Raw genomic sequence first — 21,108 nt, forward strand, 5'->3', positions numbered from 1 at the left:
ACCCGGGAGGCGCCCTGGGTCAGGCTGATCAGACCCGCGGCCACCGCCGCGAGCTGGTCGGCCCGGTCCTTGGGGAACCCCTCCGAGTAGGCCAGCGGCAACCCGTCGGCCGACACGACCACCGTGTGCGCCACACCGGGGACATTGTTCACAAAGTCTGTGATAAGCCAGTTGACTCCACGGGCGGCCTGGCTCAGCTCCCTCACGAGTCCTCCTTGTTGCGGTCAACGTTCCAGTTGGGGGCAAAGTCGTCGTTCTGCTCGCTCTCGCCGCGGGCGACGGCCCGCCCCTTCCGCACGCCTTGCTGGAAGCTCGACAGGCGGCTGCGCACCCGGTCGGGCGACAGCGAGGGCTGCGGGGTGAAGACCGAGGGCCCTGGGTCGGCCGACCCCGGCACCAGGTTCGCCTTGGGCACCCTCTTGGGGAGCCCGGAGGGGGTGACGCCTCCCAGAGAGGGATCGCTGGCCGCCCGGGCGGCCTGCCAGCCGGCGTCGGCGGGCGAGGACCAGCCTCTGCCCTCGGCCGGCTGCACGACGACGGCCTGCTCGGCCTCGCGCTCCATCGGGAGCGCCGGCTCCTGCGGGAGTCCGGGCGCGCTCTCGCGCGGGGCCGGCTCCAGGTCGGTGCGGCGGAACCAGTCGGACTCGACCGCCGCGAAGATCGGCAGGAACTCCTCCGGCCCGTCGTCGAGGGCCGAGGTGTGGACCACCGGCAGCGGGCCGGTGTGGTCGTCGGGGATCGCCCCGAAGCCGCGCCTCGGGGCCTCGGCCGCCCCGCCGGTGATCGGGCCGGCCGGGCCGCCCGTGACGGAGCCGCCCGTGACGGGGCCGCCCGTGACGGGGCCGCCAGGACCGCCGGTCACCGGCCCGCCTCCGGTCAGCGGCCCGGTCATCCCGCCGGGCCCCGAGGGGACGGCCGGCCATGAGGCGGTGTCCTGGTCGGCCAGGTCCGACGACCAGGGGGCCGCGCCCTCGCCGGTGGTGCCGGGAGCCGGCACGTCGGCCGGCCAGGGGGTGTCGATCGGCGGGTTGGGGTCGAAGTAGCGGTCGAACAGGTCGTCCATGGAGGCCGGGTCCCGGTCGAACGGCCCGCGGTCGCCGGGCGACGGCGTGGCGGCGAACGCGCTGCCCTGCCCCGCCGGCGGGCGCTCGAACGGGTCGCGCGTGGGCAGCGGGGGACGCTCGAAGGGGTCGCGCTCGAACGGCCCGCGCTCGAACGGCCCGCGCTTCTGCGGACCGGGGGCCGCGGCCACCCCGGGGTCGTCGGCTCCGAAGACCGGCGCGCGCATCCCGCGCGAGGCGGGTGTCTCGAAGCCGGCCGGGGCCGGGAAGCCTCCCGCACCGAACGAGGCGGCCTGCGTCGTGGCGCCGAACTGGCCGGCGACGGTCTCGGCGGGCGCGCCGGGGATCCGCGGCCCGCCGGGGACCGACAGGAGCGACTCGGGGATCATCACCATCGCGGTGAGCCCGCCGCCGTCCTGCTGGCGCAGCTGCACCTTGATGTTGTGGCGCAGCGCGAGGCGGCCGACCACGAACAGGCCCATGCGGCGCGACACCGAGACGTCCACGACCGGCGGGTTGGCAAGGCGCCAGTTGGCCTCGGCGGCCTCCTCGGCGGTCATGCCGATGCCGGTGTCGCTGACCGACACCATCACCCCGCCGCCGTCGACGCGGTTGCTGGTGATGACGACCTTGGTGTCGCGCGGGGAGAAGGAGACGGCGTTCTCGACCAGCTCGGCGATCAGGTGGACGACGTCGTTGACGGCCTGGCCGGTGACCGCGGTGGCCGACTGGACGCGCACGTCGACGCGCTCGTAGCCCTCCACCTCCGACAGCGAGGCGCGGCAGACGTCGACCAGCGGCACCGGGTCGCTCCACTTGCGCGCGGTCTCCTGACCGGCGAGGACCAGCAGGTTCTCGCTGTTGCGCCGCATACGGGTGGCCAGGTGGTCCAGCTTGAACAGGTTGCCGAGCCGGGTCTCGTCCTCCTCGCCCTGCTCCAGGCCCTCGATGAGACTGAGCTGGCGCTCGACGAGGGTCTGGCTGCGCCGGGAGAGGTTGACGAACATGGCGTTGACGTTGCTGCGCAGGCGGGCCTCGTCGCCCGCCAGCCGGATCGCCTCGCGGTGGACCTCGTCGAAGGCCCGGGCGACCTCTCCCATCTCGTCCCTGGAGTTGACGCCGATGGGCACGACGTCGGCGGCCGGGGCGGTGTCGCCGCTCTCGCGCAGCCGCTGGACGGTCTGCGGGAGGCGGCTGCCGGCGATCTCCAAAGCCTCGGCGCGCAGGCGGCGCAGCGGGCGGGTCAGCGAGCTGGCGACCACGGCGGTGATGATGAGGACCAGCAGCAGCAGGAGGATGATGACGGCGCCGGAGATGAACGCCTGCCGCCCGGCCTCCTGCTGGAGCGCCTGGCTCTGCTGGACGACCGAGTCCACCAGCCGCTCCTCGACCTTGCGCATGCGGTCGGCGACGGCGCTGGTGGAGGTGTACCAGATGGTGGTGTCGTCGCGGCGGATCGGGTCGAGGTCCTGGATCTCCTTGAACTGGCGCAGCTGCGCCAGCGCCAGGGCGCGCATCCAGTCGGCCTTGTCGATCTGCTGCCCGCGGACGGTGTCGTTGTAGAACTTGACGTCGGCGGGCTGGGCCTCGGACAGGAACGTCGCGGTCTCGCTCTGTTGACGGCTCCAGGAGCCGGGGAAGTCGACGAAGTCGTCGTAGTCGAAGCCGCCGCCCAGGGTGCCCAGGGTGGTGAGCCCGACCGTCATCAGGCCGCGCTGGCGCGAGACCTCTTCCTTGGCGCGGCTCAGCGCGCCGAGGGCGATGGTGTCACCGAACAGGCGCTGGTCCTTGCCGGAGGCGCCCAGTTCGCCCTGCATGGAGGTGAGGACGTTGATGAGGCTGGAGTAGATGCCGAGCGCCGCTCGCGAGGGCACGCCGGCGGCGATACGGGTGCGCAGGCCCGGCAGGCCTTCCAGCCATCTGCGGATCTGCGCGGCCTCGGCGCGGACACGGGCGGTGTGGGTGTCGTCCAGCGCCGACACCGCGGCGAGCACGGGCTCTCTGGCGCGGTCCACGACGGCCTGCTGGGCGCGCACCTTCTTCAGGCGCGCCTGGCGGCGTCCCTCGGCGAGGTACCAGGCGGTGAGGTCGCGCTCGCGGTCGACCTCGTGCACCAGGACGTCGATCTTCTGCACGAGCGCGGCCACCTCGCTGAGGCGGCTGTACTCGGCGGAGTTTCCGACGGCGTTGGTGAGCTGCACCGCGCCGAGGATGACGCCGACGATCGTCGGGACGATGATGAGGGCGATCAGGCGGGACCGCACACGCCAGTTCTTCAGCCTCAGACGGCTTCCCGTCTTCGGAGTGCCCGTCATGGCCGGCTCGGACCGCTCCACACGGTCATTTCGCCCCGGGTTGCCCCGGGGTTCTGGGTTCCTCACTGATTTCGCAACCTCTCACCGAGCCTGGCGTGCAGGGGGGTACGTCACGCGCGAGGCGCATGAGACGTCCGAGACATCCATCAGGCGATGGTAATTGCAGCACACCCCTACCAGATCGGCCAACAGAACATGTATGGACAATCAACTCAAACTGGTACTTCTAGGGATAAAACCGTCGACTCGCTTCCGTAACTATGCGGGACGGAAGCCCTCACGAGTCTCGGACGGCGCGTGTTTGATCATGAGGTGCCTCGTGACGGAGTACTCCTGCACCGCTTCCTGGCTCATGTCCTTGCCGAAGCCGCTGCCCTTCACCCCGCCGTGCGGCGCCTCCGAGGCGATCGGAAGATGATCGTTCACCCAGGTGACACCCACATCCAACCGGTGCGACACCCGAAGGGCCCTCGCCACGTCACGCGACCACACCGAGGACGCCAGGCCGTAGGGGGTGTCGTTGGCCAGCCGCACGGCCTGGTCCTCGCCGGAGAACGGCAGCACGACGACCACCGGACCGAATATCTCCCCCTGGACGACCTCGCTGTCCTGGGCGGCTCCGGTGATCAGCGTGGGCGGGTAGAAGAACCCCCGGCCCTCCGGCACCGCGCCGCCGGTCACCACGCGGGCCCCGCCCGCCACGGCCCGCCGGACGAACCCGTGCACGCGCTCGCGGTGCCCGGCCGAGATCAGCGGCCCGATGTCGGTCCAGGGGTCCCACGGGTCGCCGGCGGCGATCGCGGCCAGGGTCTCGCGCAGCGCCTCGACCGCCTTGTCGTGGACTTCACGCTCCACGTAGACGCGCGTCGCCGCCGTGCAGTCCTGCCCGGTGTTGTAGGTGGCGCCCATGGCGACGCCCCTGGCCATCTCGGCCAGGTCGGCGTCGCCGAACACCAGCGCCGGCGCTTTTCCTCCGAGCTCCAGGTGCACCCGCTTGAGGCCGGAGCGCCCGCCCGCCGGGTCGCCGGCCGCGGCCCGCATCACCGAGCGGCCGGTCGCCGTCGAGCCCGTCACGCTGATCATGTCCACGCCCGGGTCGCCGGTCAGGGCCTCTCCCACCTCGGCGTCGCCGGTGACGGCCCGCAGCAGCCCGTCCGGCAGGCCCGCCTTGGCGGCCAGCTCCACCAGGCGCAGCGTCGTGCCGGGGGTCTGCGGCGCCGGCTTGATCACCACCCCGTTGCCCGCGGCCAGCGCGGGGCCGATCTTCCACACCGCCATCACCAGCGGGAAGTTCCACGGCGCGATGGAGGCGACCACGCCGACCGGGCGGCGCACCAGCACCGAGGTGTAGCCGGCGCTCAGCACGCCCGCGCCCGTCCCGTCCAGCGACCTGGCCGCCCCGGCGAAGAAGCGCAGGTTGTCCACCGCGAACGGCAGCTCGCCGTCCCGGAAGACGGCGGCGGGCTTGCCGGTCTGCGCCACCTCCAGCCGCGTCAGCTCCTCGGCGTCGGCCTCCACCAGGTCGGCCAGGCGCAGCAGGACCCGCGAGCGCTCCGCGGGCGTGGCCTGCGACCACTGCTGGTAGGCCTCCCGCGCCGCGCGCACGGCGCCCGCCACCTGCTCGGGGGAGCTGTCGGGCACCGTGGCCAGCGGCGCTCCGGTGGCGGGGTCGATGGGGGTGTGGTTCATGTGCTTCTCTCTCCGGCGAGGCCGCCGGCCCGCGCACGGCGCGGGGCGGGGCCGGCGGGTGGAACGTCAGGCGGAGGCCGCGGGCGCGGCCGTCGCCTCGATCAGGTCGGCGGCCCTGCGCAGGCCGTCGCGGCGGCGGATCTCCTCGCCGGCCTCGGCCAGGCGGGCACGCAGCGCGGTGTCGCCGAGCAGCCGGTCCAGGGCCGCGACCAATTCCTGGTCGGCGAAGGCGTAGGTGGACAGGCGCACGCCGTACCCCAGCTCGTCGATGCGCTGGGCGTTGTCGTACTGGTCCCAGAACAGCGGGAGCAGGATCATCGGCTTGCCGAAGTGCAGCGCCTCGGTGGTGGTGTTGTTGCCGCCGTGCGTGATCACCAGGTCGACCAGCGGAATGATCTTGGTCTGCGGCACGAACTCCGCGCCCCACATGTTGCCGCCCAGCTTGATCTCCTCGTGCAGCGGGCCCATGGAGACGATGTACCGGTGCGGCGTGGTGGCCAGCACGTCGATGACGCGCTGCATCAGCTCGACGTCGGCCGAGCCCAGCGAGCCGAGGGAGAAGTAGACCAGCGCCCCCTCCCCGCCCGCCAGGGAGGCCGGCACCTCGAACGGCTCGTCGGTCTCGCGCACCGAGGAGTCCAGGCGGTGCCAGGACGGGCCGAGCGGGCGCGCGCCGGTGTAGTCGGCGATCTCGGGGAAGACGTAGAGGTTCAGATCGCCCTCGTGGATGAACTCGAGCTCGGGCAGCGCGGGGGCGCCCTGCTCCACGACCCACTCGTTGAACGCCGCCCAGACGTCGCGGTGGGTGCGGTCGTACTCGGCGCGGAACGCCTCCCACTCGGCGCGGTCGCCGGAGGGCAGGCCGCTGAACACCGGCGGCACGTCCTCGCCCTTCACCTCCAGCGGGTTGCACGAGACGATGCGCACGAACGGCTTGCCGGCCGTCAGCAGCGCGGGGAAGGTGATGACGTTGTCCTCGACGATGACGTCGGGCCGCACCCGCTCGATGATCGCCTTCAACCGCGGCTCGCAGTACTTCACGCCGTCGATGAGGGCGTCCCAGATCGGCTTGGTGACGGTCTCGAGCTGTTCGCGGGTGGACTTGCGGTACTCGGGCGCGGTGTCGCGGATGAAGTCCTTCCAGAACTGGCCCGCGTCCTGCTCCTCCTCCGCCGGCGGGGCCAGGTCGACCAGGTCCTCCTCGAAGCCGAGCGCGGTCAGCTTGCCCTTCCACGACGCCTCGGCCGCGAACACCACGCGGTGGCCGCGGCGGCGCAGGATGTCGCCGATGCCGACGCAGTTGTTCGTCGGCCCGTAGGCGCTCTCCGGCATGAACAGAATGGTGGCCATCGGTACTCCATCGGTTTTGAAGACTGATTCAAATGCTTGACGGGTAGGTGGGTCAACAGCCGGGTTTTCATGGTCTGAAGGCGGTGCTGGGCTTTAGACTCCAGGTTCAACAACGGGGCACAGGGAGGCTGGTATGAGCTCGCGCAAGAGCCGTGCGGACCGGCGGGTCGACCTCATCGAGGCCGCCCGCCGGGCGATCCTGCGTCACGGCACCCAGGGGGTCCATCTCAACCACGTCGCCGAGGAGGCCGGGCTGACGTCGGGCGCGGTGCTCTATCACTACCCCGACCTGAGCGAGCTGCTGGTGGAGGCCCACCACGCCGGCATGGAGCGCTTCTACGAGCTGCGCGTCAAGCGCGTCGCCCAGTGCACCGACCCCGCGCAGAAGCTCGTGGTCACCATCCGCTCCGGGCTGCCGGTGGGGCCGGACGACCCGGGGGTGCGGCTGCTCAACGAGCTGGGCGGCGCGGCGGCGCGCAACAGGGTGTACGCCGTGCTGCTGACCACCCTGTACGACCGCCAGGTGGCGATGTACCAGTCGATCCTGGACACCGGGGCGGCGCTCGGGGTGTTCACCCTGGTCGGCGACGCGCTGACGATCGCGAGGAACCTCGTCGCGCTCGAGGACGCCTACGGCTACCGCATCACCGCGCGCCATCCGGTCATCGGCCCCGCCGAGGCGGCCGAGCTCATCATGAGCTACGCCAGGACCGTCACCGGCAACGAGCTGGCGCCCGCCGCTCCCTGAGTCCCGCGGCGGCCGCCCCCGCCACGGGCTCACGTGGGTCACCGGGCTCATCCGGCGATCAGCACGGCGTCGTCCGGCGACCAGCCGAGGCCCACCTCGGCTCCGGCCCGCACCTGGCTCGGGCCCTGCGCCGCGACCAGGATGGGCCGGTCGTGGCCGGGCACCCGCACCGCGATGTGCGACACGCCCCCGTAGAAGCTCACATCCGCCACCACCCCGGTGAGGATGCCGTTCTCACCCAGGCGGACCGACTCCGGGCGCACGCCGAGCAGCGCCGGCGCGCCCGCGGCGAAGCCGCCTCGCGCGGGCAGCGTGCCGAGGCCCGCGACCGACAGGCCGCCGCCGGCGACCGTGCCCTCGAAGAGGTTGTTGGCGCCGATGAACCCCGCGACGAACGGCGTCGCCGGGCGCTCGTACAGCCGCACCGGCGCGTCCACCTGCTGGACGCGGCCGTCCTGCATGACGGCGATGCGGTCGGCCAGCGACATCGCCTCCTCCTGGTCGTGGGTGACCACGACGAAGGTGATGCCGACCTCGTGCTGCAGGCGCTTGAGCTCCAGCTGCATCTCGGCGCGCACCTTCTTGTCCAGCGCGGACAGCGGCTCGTCCAGCAGGAGCAGGCGGGGACGCTTGACGATGGCCCGGGCGAGCGCGACCCGCTGCCGCTGGCCCCCCGAGAGCTGGTGGGGGCGGCGGGCGGCCTGCTCGGTGAGGCCGACGGTGGCGAGCACCTCCGCCACCCGGGTCCTGACCTCGGCGCGAGGCAGCTTCTCGCGCTCCAGTCCGTAGGCGATGTTCCTGGCGACGCTCATGTGCGGGAACAGCGCGTAGGACTGGAACATCAGGTTGACCGGGCGGCGGTGGGCCGGCAGCGCAAGCAGGTCGGCGCCGTCCAGCGTGACGGCGCCGGCGTCCGGCGACTCGAACCCGGCCAGGATGCGCAGCAGCGTGGTCTTGCCGCACCCGCTCGGGCCGAGCAGGGCGAAGAACTCGCCCTGGCGGATGTCCAGTGACACCTCGTCGAGGGCGGCGACCGCGCCGAACCGCCGGGAGACGCCCTCGATGCCCACCAGCGTCCGCGGCACGGCAGGAGTGTCGGTTACAGCGCTCAAGACAGGGACTCCGTCAGTCGGGTCATCCGCTGGGCGACGATGACCACGGTGAAGCTCACCGCGAGCAGGATCGTCGCCAGCGCGTTGATCTCAGGGGTGACCCCGAAGCGCACCATCGAGTAGATCACGATGGGCAGGGTCGGCTCGGTCGGGGCCGCGGTGAAGAAGGCGATCACGAACTCGTCGATGGACAGCGTGAACGCCAGCAGCGCCCCGGCGGCGATGCCCGGCGCCAGGGTGGGCAGGGTGATGCGCGTGAACGTGGTCAGCGGCGAGGCGCCGAGGTCGCGGGAGGCCTCCTCCAGCGAGGTGTCGGCGTGGGTGAGCCGGGTGCGCACGACCGCGGCGACGAAGGCCATGCCGAACACGGTGTGGGCGAGGATCACCGAGTGCAGGCCGAGGGTCATCCGCACCGTGGAGTAGAACACCAGCAGCCCGATGGCGAGCACCAGGTCGGGCAGCACCGCCGGCAGCAGCCCGAGGGCGTCCAGCAGCCGCGAGCGGGTGTGGCGGGCCATTCCCACCGCGAGCAGGGTGCCGAGCACCGTGGACAGCACCGTGGTGCCGGCCGCGACGATCAGCGTGTTGACCAGCCCCTGCCGGACCGTCGCGTCCGCGGCCAGCTCGCCGTACCACTTCAGGCTGACGCCCTGGAAGACGTACGGCGACTTGCCGGAGTTGAACGACATCACCACCAGCACGACGATCGGCGTGTAGAGGAACACGTAGGTGGCCCAGAAGGGCACGTAGATCAGGCGGCGCCTAGGCACGACGGCCCTCCGTCCCGCCGTACGCGCGCGAGGCCCACGCCTGCAGGAACAGCAGCAGGACGAGCACCGCGATCACCGCCAGGGCGAGGGTGGAGCCGAACGGCCAGTCGCGCGCCTTGAGGAACTGGTCCCTGATCAGATTGCCCACCATGATCGAGCGCCCGCCGCCGAGGATCTCGGGGATCACGAAGTTGCCCAGGCACGGCACGAACACGAAGACGCACCCGGTCAGCACACCCGGCACGGTGAGCGGCAGCGTCACCGACCAGAACGTGCGCGCGGGCCGCGCCCCGAGGTTGGCCGACGCCTCACGCAGTTGCGGGTCCAGCCGTTCGATCGCCGCGTAGAGCGGCAGGATCATCAGCGGCAGGTAGGAGTACAGCAGTCCGGTGACGATCGTGCCCTGGTTGTAGAGCAGCCGCAGGGGCTCGTCGATGAGGCCGATGCCGGTGAGGGCCTTGTTCACCAGGCCGGGCCCGCTGAGCAGGATCACCCAGGCGTAGACGCGGATGAGGAAGTTGGTCCAGAACGGCAGGACGATGGCGACCAGCGCCAGCGTCTTCCAGCGGCGCGGCAGCCCGGCGATCACGTACGCCGTGGGGTAGCCGATCAGCAGCGCGGCCAGCGTCGTCAGCGTCGCGGTCTTCACCGAGCCGACGACGATGTCGAAGTAGAGGGGGTCGAACAGGCGGACGAAGTTCTCGGCCGTCGCCTCGTACACCACCCCGCCGAACCGCCCGCGCCGGAACACCGTGTAGCTCAGGATCAGTGCCAGCGGGACGAGCAGCAGGACGATCAGGTAGCCGAGGCCGGGGCCGAGGAACGCCAGGCGCGCGGCGGCCCCGCCGAGGGCGCGCGAACGGCGCGGCGCCCGCCCTGTGGAGGGGCGGGGCGCCGCGCCGGGACGCGCGATGTCGTGCTCGGTGGTCAACGCGAAACCGTCACTGGTTGGCGGAGATCTCGGTGGCGAGACGGGTGTACTTGGTCGACGCCTCGCCGAGGTCGACGATCGACTCGCCCTTCAGCAGCTCCGCCGGGGTCATCTGCAGCGGCGCGTTGTCCTGCATGAGCTTCTTGTCGTTCTTGGCGACCAGGTCCATGGCGGCCTTGTTCGGCACCTTGTAGAGGATGTTCTCGGCCACCCAGCTGTGGACGAGCGGGTCGAGGATGAAGTTGATGAACGCGTGGGCGGCCTCCTTGTTCTTGGAGGTCTTCATGATCACCATGGTGTCCGACCAGAGGTCGCTTCCCTCCTTGGGCACCACGAACTTGATCTTCGGGTTGGTGGTCGGGCACCAGCCGTCCCACGCCTCCACCAGCGCGGCCTCACCCTTGTCGAGCTTGGCGCCGAAGGTCGTGTCGTCGTAGAGCATGCCGGCCTGCTTGGCCTTAAGGAGCATGTCCTTGGCCTGGGCGAGCTGCTTGTCGTCGGTGGTGTTGATGGAGGCGCCCATGGCCTTCAGGGCGGGGAGCGCCAGCCAGCGCTCGGTGGTCATCATCGTGACCTTGCCCTTGAGGTCGGGAGCCGGGTTCAAAAGATCGTTCCAACTCGTGGGCGGGGTCTTCACCATGTCGGTGCGGTAGCAGATGCCCGTCGTGCCCCAGGTGTAGGGCACCGAGAACTTGGTGCCCTTGTCGAAGGAGAGCTGGGAGGCCTCGGGGTAGAGGTTGGCCAGGTTCGGGATCAGCTCGGGGTGCAGCGGTTCGAGCAGGCCCTGCTCGTTGAGCGCCTGCGCGTACTGGCCCGAGACGAACGCCACGTCGACGCCGCTGTCGGCGCCGGCCGTCAGCTTGGCCATCGCCGTCTCGTTGGTGTCGTGGATAGCGATCTTGAGCGGGAACTTCAGCTTCTGCTCCACCTGCTGGGGCAGGTCCTTCGGGCTGTAGCCGTCCCAGATGGTGATGGTGAGCGACTGCTTGCTCAGATCGGCGTTGGGGTTGAGCTCGTCGGCCGCCGCGCTCGGCGCGGCGCCGTCGGCGCTCGTCGAGCTGCCACCGCCACACGCCGCGAGGGCGAGCACAAGACCGGCGGCGACCGCCGCAGCCGGAAGATGACGGGTGTACCGGGTTCGGGACACGGCCGCTACTCCTTAGGTTCTCAAGGTTCTGTGGTACGAGAAAGACCGCGGTGCCTGACCTTCGCACGGCAGACCAAAGCAGGAGTGTTGCAGCGAATATCAACATGAGCAAGACTTTCCCGGACATTGTTAGCTCGTAGTTTGGTTGCCGAGTTGAATCCGAGTTCAACAGAACCTGACGGCCCGCCGTCGCCGGAGAGAACGCCGACCGCCGGGGACGGCGCCACGGCGGCGCTCGTCGCGGCCCTGTCGCGCGGCGACGACCCGCCCGGCGGCCAGGCGGTCGTGCGCTTCCATCCCCTGCCGCCGGTGCGGGCCACGGCGCACGAGCGCGGGTTCGACGTCGACCAGACCAACAACTCGGTGGTCGTGGGCGAACGGGTGGTGGTCAAGTGGCTCACGCCGCCCCCGCCGCTCCCCCAGCCCGCGCCCCAGATGTTCGCCCACCTCACCTCGGTCGGCTTCACCGCGACCGCCCTGCCCTACGCGGCGCTGACCGGGCGCTCCGCCGGCGGGGCCGAGACGCTGGTCGCCCTGGTCACCGCCTACCTGCCCGAGGCCGCCGACGGGTGGGAGTGGTGCGTGGAGGAGGCGGTGGCCGGGCGCACCGCCTTCGCCGCCGACCTCGGCCGGCTGGCCGCCGGCCTGCACGCCGCGATGGCCACCCCCTCCTCCGCCTTCCCCGAGCCGGTCCGGGTCGCGGACGGGGACGCGGAGGGCGGGTGGGCGGCCCGCGCCCGCGACGCCCTGGCGCGGGCGCTCGAGCTGACCTGCGGCGAGGACGGCGCCTGGCTGGCCCGGCACGCCTCCGAGCTGGCCGCCGGCCTGCGCGGGCTCGGCAGGGCGGCCGGCACCCCGCTCATCCGCATCCACGGCGACCTGCACGTCGGCCAGACGCTGCGCTGGCGCGAGGGGTACGCCGTCATCGACTTCGACGGCAACCCGACCGTGACCGGCGCCGACCCGTTCCAACCCGCCGCCCGCGACCTGGCCCAGCTCGGGACGAGCCTGGAACACGTGGCGCAGGTGGCGATCCTGCGGCGCGGCGCCGACCCGGCGCGGGCACTGGTCTGGGCCGCCGAGGCGCGTGCCGTCCTGCTGACCGCCTACCGTGAAGGCCTGGCCGCCCGCGGCAGGCCGGAACTGCTGGAGGAGTCGCTGCTCGGCCCGTTCGAGATCGAGCAGGAGTGCCGCGAGCTGATCTACGCCGCCCTGCACCTCCCCCGTTGGCGCTACGCCCCCATGGGCGTCCTGCGCGCCCGCTTCCCGCACCGCACCGAGGAGACCGCGTGAACCCCGAACTGTTCCTGGCCGACCTGGGAGCCAAGCCCGCCGCGCTCGCGGCCTTGGCCGCCACGCTGGAGGAACGCGACCCGTTCGAGGACATCCCGCGGGAGGTGCGGCGGGTGGTCTTCCTCGGCATGGGCAGCTCGCGCTACGCCGCCGGGGTCGCGGCGCTGCGGCTGCGCGCGGCCGGGGTGGACGCGGTCGCCGAGTACGCCTCGGCCGCGCTCGGGCACCCGCCGTCGCGCGACACGCTGGTCGTCGCCATCTCGGCGACCGGTGGCAGCCGGGAGACCCTGGACGCCCTCGCCCGCCATCGCGGGCGCTCCACCGTCCTGGCCCTCACCAACACCGCGGGCTCCCCGGTCACCGAGGGGGCCGACCTGGTGGTGGACATGGCGGCGGGCGAGGAGCGCGGCGGGGTCTCCTGCCGCACCTTCCAGCACACGCTGGCGCTGCTGCTCGCGCTCCAGGCCAGGCTGACCGGGGTCAAGGCCGACGTCCCCGGCCTGGTGCGCCGGGCCGCGGAGGCGAACGCCGACCTGCTGGACCGCCGCGGCGTCTGGCTGGCCGACGCGCTGACCCTGCTCGACGGGCCGCACGGCGTCTACGCCATCGCTCCCGCCGAGCGGCTGTCCTCGGCCGAGCAGTCGGCGCTGATGGTCCGCGAGGGGCCGCGCCGGCCGGCCGACGCGTGCGAGACCGGCGACTGGGCCCACGTGGACGTGTACCTCACCAAGACCCTCGACTACCGCGCCATCCTGTTCCCCGGCTCGCGTTACGACGGCCAGGCCATGGAGTGGGTGCGGCAGCGGGGCTCGGCCGTGCTCGCCGTCGGCGGCGCGGTGGAGGGCGCGCACCCGCTCAGGTACACAGGTGACGACGACCCCGACGTCGCCCTGCTCACCGAAACCCTCGTCGCCGAACTGGTCGCCGCGACCTGGTGGTCCGGCTCAGCCGCCTGACACCCCGGCCGCTCGGCCGCTGATGCGGTGACCCACCTACGTCCACCGGGAGCGGCTCTTCACCCGCCGTGTGCTGGAGATGAAAGGCGCCGGGCCGGCGGGGCGCGGTGCGGCGATGCCGGCGCCCGCTGCGGCGCCCGAGCCGGTGAACGTTCCTGGACGGCGGACTAACTGGTGCGGCCGTAGGCCGATCTGAGGGTCAGGACGTACTCGACGAGGGTGATCAGGGTGGACTTCACGGCGTCTCGCGAGCGGGCGTCGGTCCGGACGATCGGGATGTGCGGGGCGAGCGTGAGCGCCTCGCGCACCTCCTGCTCGACGTGCGGGTAGTGCCCGTCCCAGCCGTTGATGCCCACCACGAAGGGCAACCCGGCCTCTTCGAAGTAGTCGATCGCCGGGAAGCAGTCGGCCAGACGGCGGGTGTCGACCAGCACGACGGCGCCGATGGCGCCGCGCACCAGGTCGTCCCACATGAACCAGAATCGGTGCTGCCCCGGCGTGCCGAACAGGTACAGGATGAGGTCCTGGTCCAGCGAGAGCCGGCCGAAGTCCATCGCCACCGTGGTCGTGGTCTTGTGCGGAGTCAGACCCAGGTCGTCGATGCCCGCGCTGGCGTCGGTCATGACCGCCTCGGTGGTCAGCGGGAGGATCTCCGACACCGCTCCAACGAAGGTGGTCTTGCCGACGCCGAACCCGCCCGCGACGACGATCTTCGTCGACGTCAGCGCCGGGCCGCGGCTAGAGCCTGCGAAGTCCACTGAGAACCCTTTCAAGCAGGTTGTGGTCTGGTTGTCCCTGGTTGAGCCGCGGCAGATGCAGGCGTACCAGACCTTCGTCGGCCATGTCCGCGATCAGCACGCGGGCCACGCCGAGCGGCACCCGCAGCAGCGCGGAGATCTCGGCGACCGAACGCACGGAGTGGCAGAGCACGATGATCGCTTCTTGCTCGGGAGTGAGCAGGGACAAATCATCGCCCATTATGGGGGCCGATGAGACCAGAGTTTCCATCGCGAGGTGGTAGCTCGGCTCGGCACGGCCCCCGGTGACGGCGTACGGACGGAAGAGGGGCTCGTCCTCGGTCCCGTCACCCTCGAGCATCACCGGATCCTGGAGGTCTGCAACTCGGCGCGCAGCGCGGGCGTCAGCACCTGCCCGGCGCGCTCCACCAGCAGCGTCATCTGGTAGGCCACCAGGCCCATGTCACAGTCGGGGGAGGCCAGCACGGCCAGGCAGGAGCCGTCGCTGATCGCCATGACCAGCATGATGCCGTACTGCATCTCGACGACGGTCTGGGTCACACCGCCGCCGTCGAACACGCGGGACGCGCCCACCGTCAGGCTCAGCAGGCCGGCGGCCACCGCGGCGAGCTGGTCGGCCCGGTCCGGCGGGAACCCCTCGGAGTTGGCCAGCCGCAGTCCGTCGGCCGAGACGACGACCGCGTGCGCCACGCCCGGTGTCCCGCTGACGAACTCCGTGATCAGCCAGTCGAACCTGCGTGCCTCGTGACTCAGGTCAATCACGAGCCCTCCTCATCAGTGCCGCGTCAAGTGGTCAGGGGTTGTCGTTGTCGGTGGTGCGGGACGCCTCGGTGATGTCGGCGCGGCCGCGCTGGATGCCCTGCTGGAACCGCGACATCCTGGCACGCACCTGCTCGGCGGACACCTGCGGCGACGGGAGCGGAGCCGCGGCCGCCGGAGCGGACGGACCGGCGACCGATCCCGGGACAAGGTTGGCCTTCGGCGTCCGCTTCGGCAAGCCCGCGGCGGTGACGCCGCCCAGGGAGGGCTCCTTCACAGCGTCGGCGGCCTGCCATCCGGAGTCGGCCGTGGAGCCCCACGCCGCCGCGCCCGCGGCGGGCGGCCCGGTTTCACGCAGCCTGGTTTCACGCAGCCCGGCCTCCCGGCGCTCGGGCTCGCGCGCCTCGGGCTCCCACGTCCCGGACTCCTGCTCGGCGTAGCCGACCGGCTCCTCGACGTCCTCGGGGCGAGCCGTCTCCGCGTCCGCTGCCTGGCCGTCCGGGGCCTGACCCCGGGCGGCGGCGATCTCGTGCGGGTCGGGACGGCGGAACCACGCCGACTCGACGGCGGCGAAGATCGGCAGGAACTCGTCGCCATGCTCCAGTAGCGACTCGGCGGGCACCGGCGGCGCCGTCCGCGGACCGGCCGGACCAGACGGGCCGGACGGGCCGGACGGGCCGGTGCGCGGGCCGCTCGGCCCGGCGGGGCCGGTGTCCGGCTCCAGGGGGCCGGTGCGCGGGCCCGCCGCGCCCGCGTGCGCGCTGGAGGCGCCGGCGCCCGTCCGCGGCCCGGAGGCGTCAGCGGGCGGGAGGCCGGGCGAGAAGGGCGCGGTCGGCGGGTCGGCCTGGGTGTACTGGCCGGGCGCGCGCACGGGCAGCCCGGCGGACGGACCGGACGGCCCCCCGAACGGCCCCGCGGAACCGGCGGGACCGGTCGCGGGACCGACGGAAGTGCCCGCGGCGCCGGTGGACGGACCGGCCGAGGCGGCGAAGCGGCCGGAGGAATCGGTGGACGGGCCCGCGTGCTCGGTGGAGCCCGCAGGTTCGGTGGGCCACACGGGCGGCGTGACGGGTCCGGACGGCCCGGAGGGCCCCGTGGAAGGGCCCACGGGACCGAACCCCGCCTCGTCGCCCCTGCCGGCGCCGAAGGGGCCTTCCTCACCGCGCACGGCCCCGAAGATCGGTTCGTCGTCCCGCGCGCCCTGCCCGCGTCCGGGGCCGGCGGGGACCGGTCCGGCGCCTCCGGGGGCGGCGGCGGGCGCGGGGCCGCCGAAGGCGCTCAGGCGCGACCCGGACGCCGGGGTGTCACCGCCCACCGGCGCCGCGCCCGCGCCGGTGCGGAACGGCTGGAACGGGCTCTGCGAGGAGTACGGCCCGGTGCCGTTCGGCGCCGGGGTGGGCCCGCCGCCGTTCGGCGGCGGCGTGGCGCCGTTCGTGAGCGGGCCGGCGCCGGCGGCGGGCTGGGCGCCGCGCCCGTTGAAGGCGGCGAACGGCTCGCCACCGCCATAGGCGCCGTTGGCCGCCAGGTCGGAGCCGCCGAACGCGGGCGAGGGGGTCTCCTGCGCCGCGCCGCGCTGCGGGAGCACCGGCCCGCGCCCGGCGGACACCGAGATGAGCTGCGGCGGGAACAGGACCATGGCGATGAGGCCCGCGGCGTCGCCGCGCCGAAGCTGCACGCGGATGTCGTGGCGCAAGGCCAGGCGGCCGACCACGAACAGGCCCATGCGGCGCGACACCGAGACGTCCACGACCGGCGGGTCGGCCAGCTTGCGGTTGGTCTCGGTGATCTCCTCGACGGTCATGCCGATGCCGGAGTCGCTGACGGCCAGCAGCGCGCCGCCGCCCTCGATCATGCTGCTGGACACCACCACGCGGGTGTTGCCCGGCGAGAAGGCCAGGGCGTTCTCGACCAGCTCGGCGACCAGGTGGACCACGTCGTTGGCCGCGTGCCCGGCGATGGCCGCGTTGCGGTGGACCTTGACGCTGACGCGCTCGTAGTCCTCCACCTCCGACAGCGACGCGCGGACCACGTCCACCAGCTTGGCGGGCTGGCTGCGCTTGCGCGCGGCCTCGTGCCCGGCCAGGACCAGCAGGTTCTCACTGTTGCGCCGCATGCGGGTGGCCAGGTGGTCCAGCTTGAACAGGTCGGCCAGGCGCGAGCCGTCCTGCTCGCCGCGCTCCAGGCCGTCGATGAGGGAGATCTGCCGCTCGACGAGCGTCTGGATCCGCCGCGAGAGGTTGACGAACATCGCGTTGACGTTGCCCCGGAGCTGGGACTCCTCGGCGGCCAGCCGCAGGGCCTGCCGGTGGACCTCGTCGAAGGCGGACGCCACCTCGCCGATCTCGTCGTTGGTTCCCACCACGATCGGCTGGACGTCCGAGGCCTCGGCGACGTCGCCGCTCTCGCGCATGCGCCGCACGACGGCCGGCAGGCGGAACCCGGCGATCTCCAGCGCCTCCGAGCGCAGGCGCCGCAGCGGGCGGACCAGCGAGCGGGCGATGAGCACCGTGGTGGCCAGCACCAGCAGGATCAGGGCGAGGATGAGCACCCCGGCGATGATCGCGTTGCGGCGCTCGGCCGACTCCAGCGCGGAGGCGCGGGCCGCCACGGTGGCGGCCACCTGGTTCTCCACCCGCTGGAACAGGTCGATGGTCTTGGTGCTGTCGTCGAACCACTGCTTGACCGCCGCGGGCCCGCGCGCCCCGTTCGCCTGCACCGGCAGGTTTCGCGAGGCCAGGGCGATCGCCCACGACTTGGTCAGCTCGGCCCTGATCGCCTGCTCGCCCACGAGCGTGGACGACAGCAGCCGGCCGTTGTCGGCCCCGGCCTCACCGCTGAAGGTGGCGACGGCGCTCTTCTGCCGCGACCGGGCGGCGATGAAGTCCTCCAGCTTGTCCGCGGTGAACCGCTGGCCGCGCGCCAGAGTGCCGATGAGCGTGCCGCGCTGCTGGGAGGCCTCTTCCTTGGCGTGGGCGAGGGCGCTCAGGCCACGCAGGTCGCCGACGAGCTGCGGGTCCTCGCTGCTCTGGATGATCTCGTCGTGCAGCCGCAGCAGCGAGGACACGATGTCGGTGTACTTGGCCGCCTGGCCGCCCTTGCGGATGACCGCCATGGTGTCCAGGCGGTTCTTGACCTGCTGGGCGTCCTGGACGGCGCGCACGCCGTAGTCGGAGTCGATCGTGCCGAGGTCGCCGCGCACCTTCGTCATCGCCGCGTCGACGGCGCCGCGCTGGTCGAGCAGGGCGGCGCGCTGCTGGCGGGTGGTCTGGAACCAGACCGACCTGTCGCGTTCCAACCCCAGTTGCAGGCTGAGTTCGCGCAGATGAGCGGCGATCGTGGCCTCGGCGGCGTTGCGCTGGTAGGCGGCGACGCCGTCGATCGAGGACACGACGCGCAGACCCGCCAGCAGGACGCCGACGAGCGTGGGCACCAGGATGAGCGCCGTCAGGCGCGCGGGCACCCGCCAGTTGCGCGGCGCGAGGCGCCCCGGCCCGCGACGGGCACGCTGGCCGTGCTGGCCGTGCTGGCCGTGCTGGCCCTGCTGGCTGTGCTGGCCGTGTGCCCCGTGCAGGCCGCCGGGGCCGCTCTGGCCGGCCTGCCCGCCCCCATGCCTGCGCCGCTTGGCGCCCGTGCCGGCCTCCGGATGGGCCCCCGGGTGTGCCGCCTTGGTCTCGGGATCCATCATGCTCACCGCGCCACCCCCTGCGCTCTTCCATGCATGGATGACGGCATGGCTGATAAGGACATAACCGGGACAATTCGACCACAAGGTCACCGTTGCCGAGGACCGAACCGGCACACCCAACGTAATTGTTATGAATCGGGGAGCGATCTTGGTCGGCTGACCTGCGGGTTCAGCGCAGGGCGGCGAGCACGTGCTCGCGCACCTGCACCCGCTGCGCGGCGTCCATGATGGGCTGCCCCGATCGGTCGACCACGTAGAAGACGTCCACCGCTTCCGCGCCCAGAGTCTCCACGCGAGCCGCCCTCACGTCAAGGTTGCACTCGCCGAAGGCGCGCCCGATGCGCCACAGCAGTCCCGGACGGTCGTGCGCCCGCACCTCGACGACCGTGGCCGTCTGCGAGGCGTCGTCGACCAGGCTGACCCGCGGCGGGGCCACCGGAACCCGCGCCGGGCGCACCGACCGGGTGCGCCGCGCCAGCCTCTGCTCGATGTCGAGCCGCCCGGCCAGCACCAGGCGCAGATCGGCCTCCAAGGTGGCGGGGTCGGGCGGCGTGCCGTACTCGGGGATGACCGCGAACTCGATCACCGCCGTGGAGGACGCCGACGCGGCCGAGGCCGAGCGCACGACCATGCGGTGCGCCGCCAGCACGCCGGCCGCCCGCCAGAGCAGGCCTGGCCGGTCCGGCGCGACCACGGTGACCGCGCCGCCGTTGACGCGCACCGCGCCGCCGCCGTGCCTGGCCAGCGATGCCTGCTGCGCCGACAGCGAGGGCGCGGGCGCGGGCGGGCTGCCGGACAGCGCCGACCGCACCTTGCGGACCAGCTCGGAGACCAGGGACGCCTTCCAGGTGTTCCAGGCCGCCGGTCCGGTGGCGTTGCCGTCGGCGACCGCGAGGGCGGCCAGCAGCTCCAGCACCTCGCGGGTGCCGACCGCCTCGGCGACCCGCGAGATCGTCACCGGGTCGTCGAGGTCACGGCGGGTGGCGGTCTCGGGCAGCAGCAGGTGGTGGCGCACCACGGTGGCCAGCGTGTCGACGTCCGCGGGAACCAGGCCCATGCGGGCGCCGATGTCCCTGGCGACGATCTCGCCGGTGGTCGAGTGGTCGCCCGGCCAGCCCTTGCCGATGTCGTGCAGCAGGGCGGAGATCAGCAGCAGGTCGGGCCGGGACACCTCGCGGGTGAACGACGCAGCGCCCGTGGCCGCCTCGATGAGGTGCCGGTCGACGGTGAAGCGGTGGACGGGGTTGCGCTGCGGGCGGTGCCGCACCCGCTCCCAGTCGGGGATGAGCCGGACGATGACGCCGGCCTGGTCGAGCTCCTCCCACACCGGCACGGCCGCGCGCCCGGCGCCGAGCAGCGCGACCAGCGCGTCGCGGGCCTCGTCGGGCCAGGGCACCGGCAGCGGCGGCGACTGGGCCGCGAGCACCGAGACGGTGGCGGGGGCGATCGGCAGCCCGGCCTCGGCCGCGGCGGCCGCCGCCCTGAGCACCAGGATGGGGTCGTTCTTGGGGTTGATCCCGCGCGCGAGGACGACCTCCCCGCCGTGCTCGACCACGCCGTCGGCCAGCGGGCGCCGCCCGCGCGGGGCCGGCCCGGACAGCAGGCGGTCCACGGTGCGCCAGGTGGCGTCGAAGGCGTGGGAGATCGTGCGGCCCGCCTCGGCCATGCGGCGCATCAGGGCCTCGGCGTCCAGCAGGCCGAGCGCCCCGGCCACGGCGTCCTGCTCCTGCAGCACCAGGCGGTCGGCGCCGCGGGCGGTGACCAGGTGCAGCCCGTGGCGCACGTCCAGGAGGAACTCGTAGGCCTCGCGGACCCGCGGGCCTGGCGCGGAGGCCACCCACGCGGCGGCCACGGCCTGCATGGCCTGCACGTCGCGCAGGCCCCCGCGGGAGTCCCTGAGGTCGGGTTCGAGCAGGAAGGCCAGCTCGCCGGAGGACTCGGCGCGCTTGTCGGCCGACTCGTGCAGTTCGGCCAGCCTGCGGCGGGAGTCGGAGCGCCACTCGGCCAGCACGGCCTCGCGGGCGGCCCGCGTCAGCTCGGGGTCGCCGGCGATGTGCCGGGCCTGGATCAGCCCGAGCACCGCCTTGAGGTCTTCGCGGGCCACCTTGGTGGCCTCCTCGACGGTGCGCACCGAGTGGTCCAGCCCGAGGCCGGAGTCCCAGATCGGGTACCAGAGGCGATCGGCGATGCGGCCGATGTCCTCCTGCCCGTTGTGCAGCAGCACCAGGTCGAGGTCACTGCCGGGGGCCAACTCGGCGCGGCCCAGGCTTCCGACGGCCACCAGCGCGATGCCGGTGCCCGTCAGGGCCGCGCCGGCCCCCGCGGACGGTGCGCCGGTCCCCCCGAGGGAGATGCCGGCGCCGCGTTCGTCTCCGGAGGAGAACCCGCTCTTGGCCCCCCCGAGCCCGATCCGGCCTTCGCGTCCTCCGTGCGGCTGTGGATACGCCGTGCGGAAGAGGTCGGCCAGCCAGCGGTCGATGTCCGCGGCCCGCTCCTTGCGGGCCGCGGCATATGAGCGAGCGTCGCCTCTCATC

General features: G+C 72.8%; 16 protein-coding genes. 3 read left to right on the forward strand and 13 right to left on the reverse strand.

Translation table 11 applies throughout. The features are described from left to right. From ACWEN6_RS15540 to ACWEN6_RS15555, 4 genes are all read right to left on the reverse strand, one after another. On the reverse strand, positions 1 to 206 hold a 206-nt coding region (locus ACWEN6_RS15540), incomplete at its 3' end, for a roadblock/LC7 domain-containing protein (protein WP_452570801.1). Continuing rightward, on the reverse strand, positions 203 to 3,325 hold the full coding sequence (locus ACWEN6_RS15545; protein ID WP_452570802.1) for a nitrate- and nitrite sensing domain-containing protein: 3,123 nt from the start codon (positions 3,323 to 3,325) through the stop codon (positions 203 to 205). The genes ACWEN6_RS15540 and ACWEN6_RS15545, both read right to left, overlap by 4 nt. Before the next feature lie 309 nt (positions 3,326 to 3,634). Beyond that, the gene (locus ACWEN6_RS15550; protein WP_452570803.1) at positions 3,635 to 5,065 is read right to left on the reverse strand and encodes an aminobutyraldehyde dehydrogenase; all 1,431 of its coding nucleotides are present in this window, start codon (positions 5,063 to 5,065) and stop codon (positions 3,635 to 3,637) included. Positions 5,066 to 5,131: 66 nt separating this feature from the next. Continuing rightward, positions 5,132 to 6,415, reverse strand: a complete 1,284-nt coding sequence (locus ACWEN6_RS15555; protein ID WP_452570804.1) for a glycosyltransferase — start codon at positions 6,413 to 6,415, stop codon at positions 5,132 to 5,134. Between the two features lie 133 nt (positions 6,416 to 6,548). Between ACWEN6_RS15555 and ACWEN6_RS15560 the strand changes: the two genes are divergently transcribed. Further along, the gene (locus tag ACWEN6_RS15560) at positions 6,549 to 7,163 is read left to right on the forward strand and encodes a TetR/AcrR family transcriptional regulator (protein ID WP_452570805.1); all 615 of its coding nucleotides are present in this window, start codon (positions 6,549 to 6,551) and stop codon (positions 7,161 to 7,163) included. A 47-nt stretch (positions 7,164 to 7,210) separates the two neighbouring features. Here ACWEN6_RS15560 and ACWEN6_RS15565 read toward each other — a convergent pair whose 3' ends face one another. Genes ACWEN6_RS15565 through ACWEN6_RS15580 form a run of 4 tightly spaced genes read right to left on the reverse strand, consistent with a single transcriptional unit; the run spans position 7,211 to position 11,123 of the window. After that, the gene (locus tag ACWEN6_RS15565) at positions 7,211 to 8,275 is read right to left on the reverse strand and encodes an ABC transporter ATP-binding protein (protein WP_452570806.1); all 1,065 of its coding nucleotides are present in this window, start codon (positions 8,273 to 8,275) and stop codon (positions 7,211 to 7,213) included. Then, entirely contained in the window at positions 8,272 to 9,045 is a 774-nt protein-coding gene (locus ACWEN6_RS15570; RefSeq protein WP_354842151.1) for an ABC transporter permease, read from the reverse strand. The genes ACWEN6_RS15565 and ACWEN6_RS15570 overlap by 4 nt, the downstream gene beginning before the upstream one ends. Further along, entirely contained in the window at positions 9,038 to 9,976 is a 939-nt protein-coding gene (locus ACWEN6_RS15575; RefSeq protein WP_452570807.1) for an ABC transporter permease, read from the reverse strand. The genes ACWEN6_RS15570 and ACWEN6_RS15575 overlap by 8 nt, the downstream gene beginning before the upstream one ends. A 10-nt stretch (positions 9,977 to 9,986) precedes the next feature. After that, positions 9,987 to 11,123 (reverse strand): polyamine ABC transporter substrate-binding protein, encoded by a 1,137-nt coding sequence (locus ACWEN6_RS15580; protein ID WP_354929078.1) that lies wholly within the window; start codon positions 11,121 to 11,123, stop codon positions 9,987 to 9,989. 153 nt (positions 11,124 to 11,276) lie between these two features. On the opposite strand from ACWEN6_RS15580, the gene ACWEN6_RS15585 reads away from it, so the two are divergent. Both ACWEN6_RS15585 and ACWEN6_RS15590 read left to right on the forward strand, forming a co-directional pair. After that, a complete protein-coding gene (locus tag ACWEN6_RS15585; RefSeq protein ID WP_452570808.1) occupies positions 11,277 to 12,416 on the forward strand; it encodes a hypothetical protein in 1,140 nt (379 codons plus the stop codon). Then, entirely contained in the window at positions 12,413 to 13,372 is a 960-nt protein-coding gene (locus tag ACWEN6_RS15590) for an SIS domain-containing protein (protein WP_452570809.1), read from the forward strand. Before ACWEN6_RS15585 ends, ACWEN6_RS15590 begins: the two co-directional genes overlap by 4 nt. Before the next feature lie 167 nt (positions 13,373 to 13,539). Here the strand turns inward: ACWEN6_RS15590 and ACWEN6_RS15595 are convergent, their stop codons facing one another. The 5 genes from ACWEN6_RS15595 to ACWEN6_RS15615 form a co-directional block, all read right to left on the reverse strand. Continuing rightward, positions 13,540 to 14,097, reverse strand: a complete 558-nt coding sequence (locus ACWEN6_RS15595; protein WP_354842381.1) for a GTP-binding protein — start codon at positions 14,095 to 14,097, stop codon at positions 13,540 to 13,542. Positions 14,098 to 14,110: 13 nt separating this feature from the next. Further along, positions 14,111 to 14,470 carry a DUF742 domain-containing protein gene (locus ACWEN6_RS15600; protein WP_354842137.1) on the reverse strand — a complete coding sequence of 120 codons (360 nt, stop codon included), beginning with the start codon at positions 14,468 to 14,470 and terminating at the stop codon, positions 14,111 to 14,113. Next, positions 14,470 to 14,892, reverse strand: coding sequence for a roadblock/LC7 domain-containing protein (locus ACWEN6_RS15605; RefSeq protein ID WP_380826859.1), 423 nt, complete (start codon positions 14,890 to 14,892; stop codon positions 14,470 to 14,472). The genes ACWEN6_RS15600 and ACWEN6_RS15605 overlap by 1 nt, the downstream gene beginning before the upstream one ends. A gap of 31 nt (positions 14,893 to 14,923) precedes the next feature. Then, positions 14,924 to 18,574 carry a nitrate- and nitrite sensing domain-containing protein gene (locus ACWEN6_RS15610; RefSeq protein WP_452570998.1) on the reverse strand — a complete coding sequence of 1,217 codons (3,651 nt, stop codon included), beginning with the start codon at positions 18,572 to 18,574 and terminating at the stop codon, positions 14,924 to 14,926. Between the two features lie 169 nt (positions 18,575 to 18,743). Continuing rightward, positions 18,744 to 21,107, reverse strand: coding sequence for a [protein-PII] uridylyltransferase (locus ACWEN6_RS15615; protein WP_380826861.1), 2,364 nt, complete (start codon positions 21,105 to 21,107; stop codon positions 18,744 to 18,746). Position 21,108 lies beyond the last annotated feature (1 nt).

It is taken from the genome of Sphaerisporangium sp. NPDC004334, assembly GCF_053602655.1.

What these genes read in the sequence shown, in the direction of transcription:
- ACWEN6_RS15550 (WP_452570803.1), bottom strand. Translation starts at nt 5,065, where the DNA reads ATGAACCACACCCCCATCGACCCCGCCACCGGAGCGCCGCTGGCCACG.
- ACWEN6_RS15555 (WP_452570804.1), bottom strand. Translation starts at nt 6,415, where the DNA reads ATGGCCACCATTCTGTTCATGCCGGAGAGCGCCTACGGGCCGACGAAC.
- ACWEN6_RS15560 (WP_452570805.1), top strand. Translation starts at nt 6,549, where the DNA reads ATGAGCTCGCGCAAGAGCCGTGCGGACCGGCGGGTCGACCTCATCGAG.
- ACWEN6_RS15600 (WP_354842137.1), bottom strand. Translation starts at nt 14,470, where the DNA reads ATGCTCGAGGGTGACGGGACCGAGGACGAGCCCCTCTTCCGTCCGTAC.
- ACWEN6_RS15610 (WP_452570998.1), bottom strand. Translation starts at nt 18,574, where the DNA reads ATGATGGATCCCGAGACCAAGGCGGCACACCCGGGGGCCCATCCGGAG.
- ACWEN6_RS15615 (WP_380826861.1), bottom strand. Translation starts at nt 21,107, where the DNA reads ATGAGAGGCGACGCTCGCTCATATGCCGCGGCCCGCAAGGAGCGGGCC.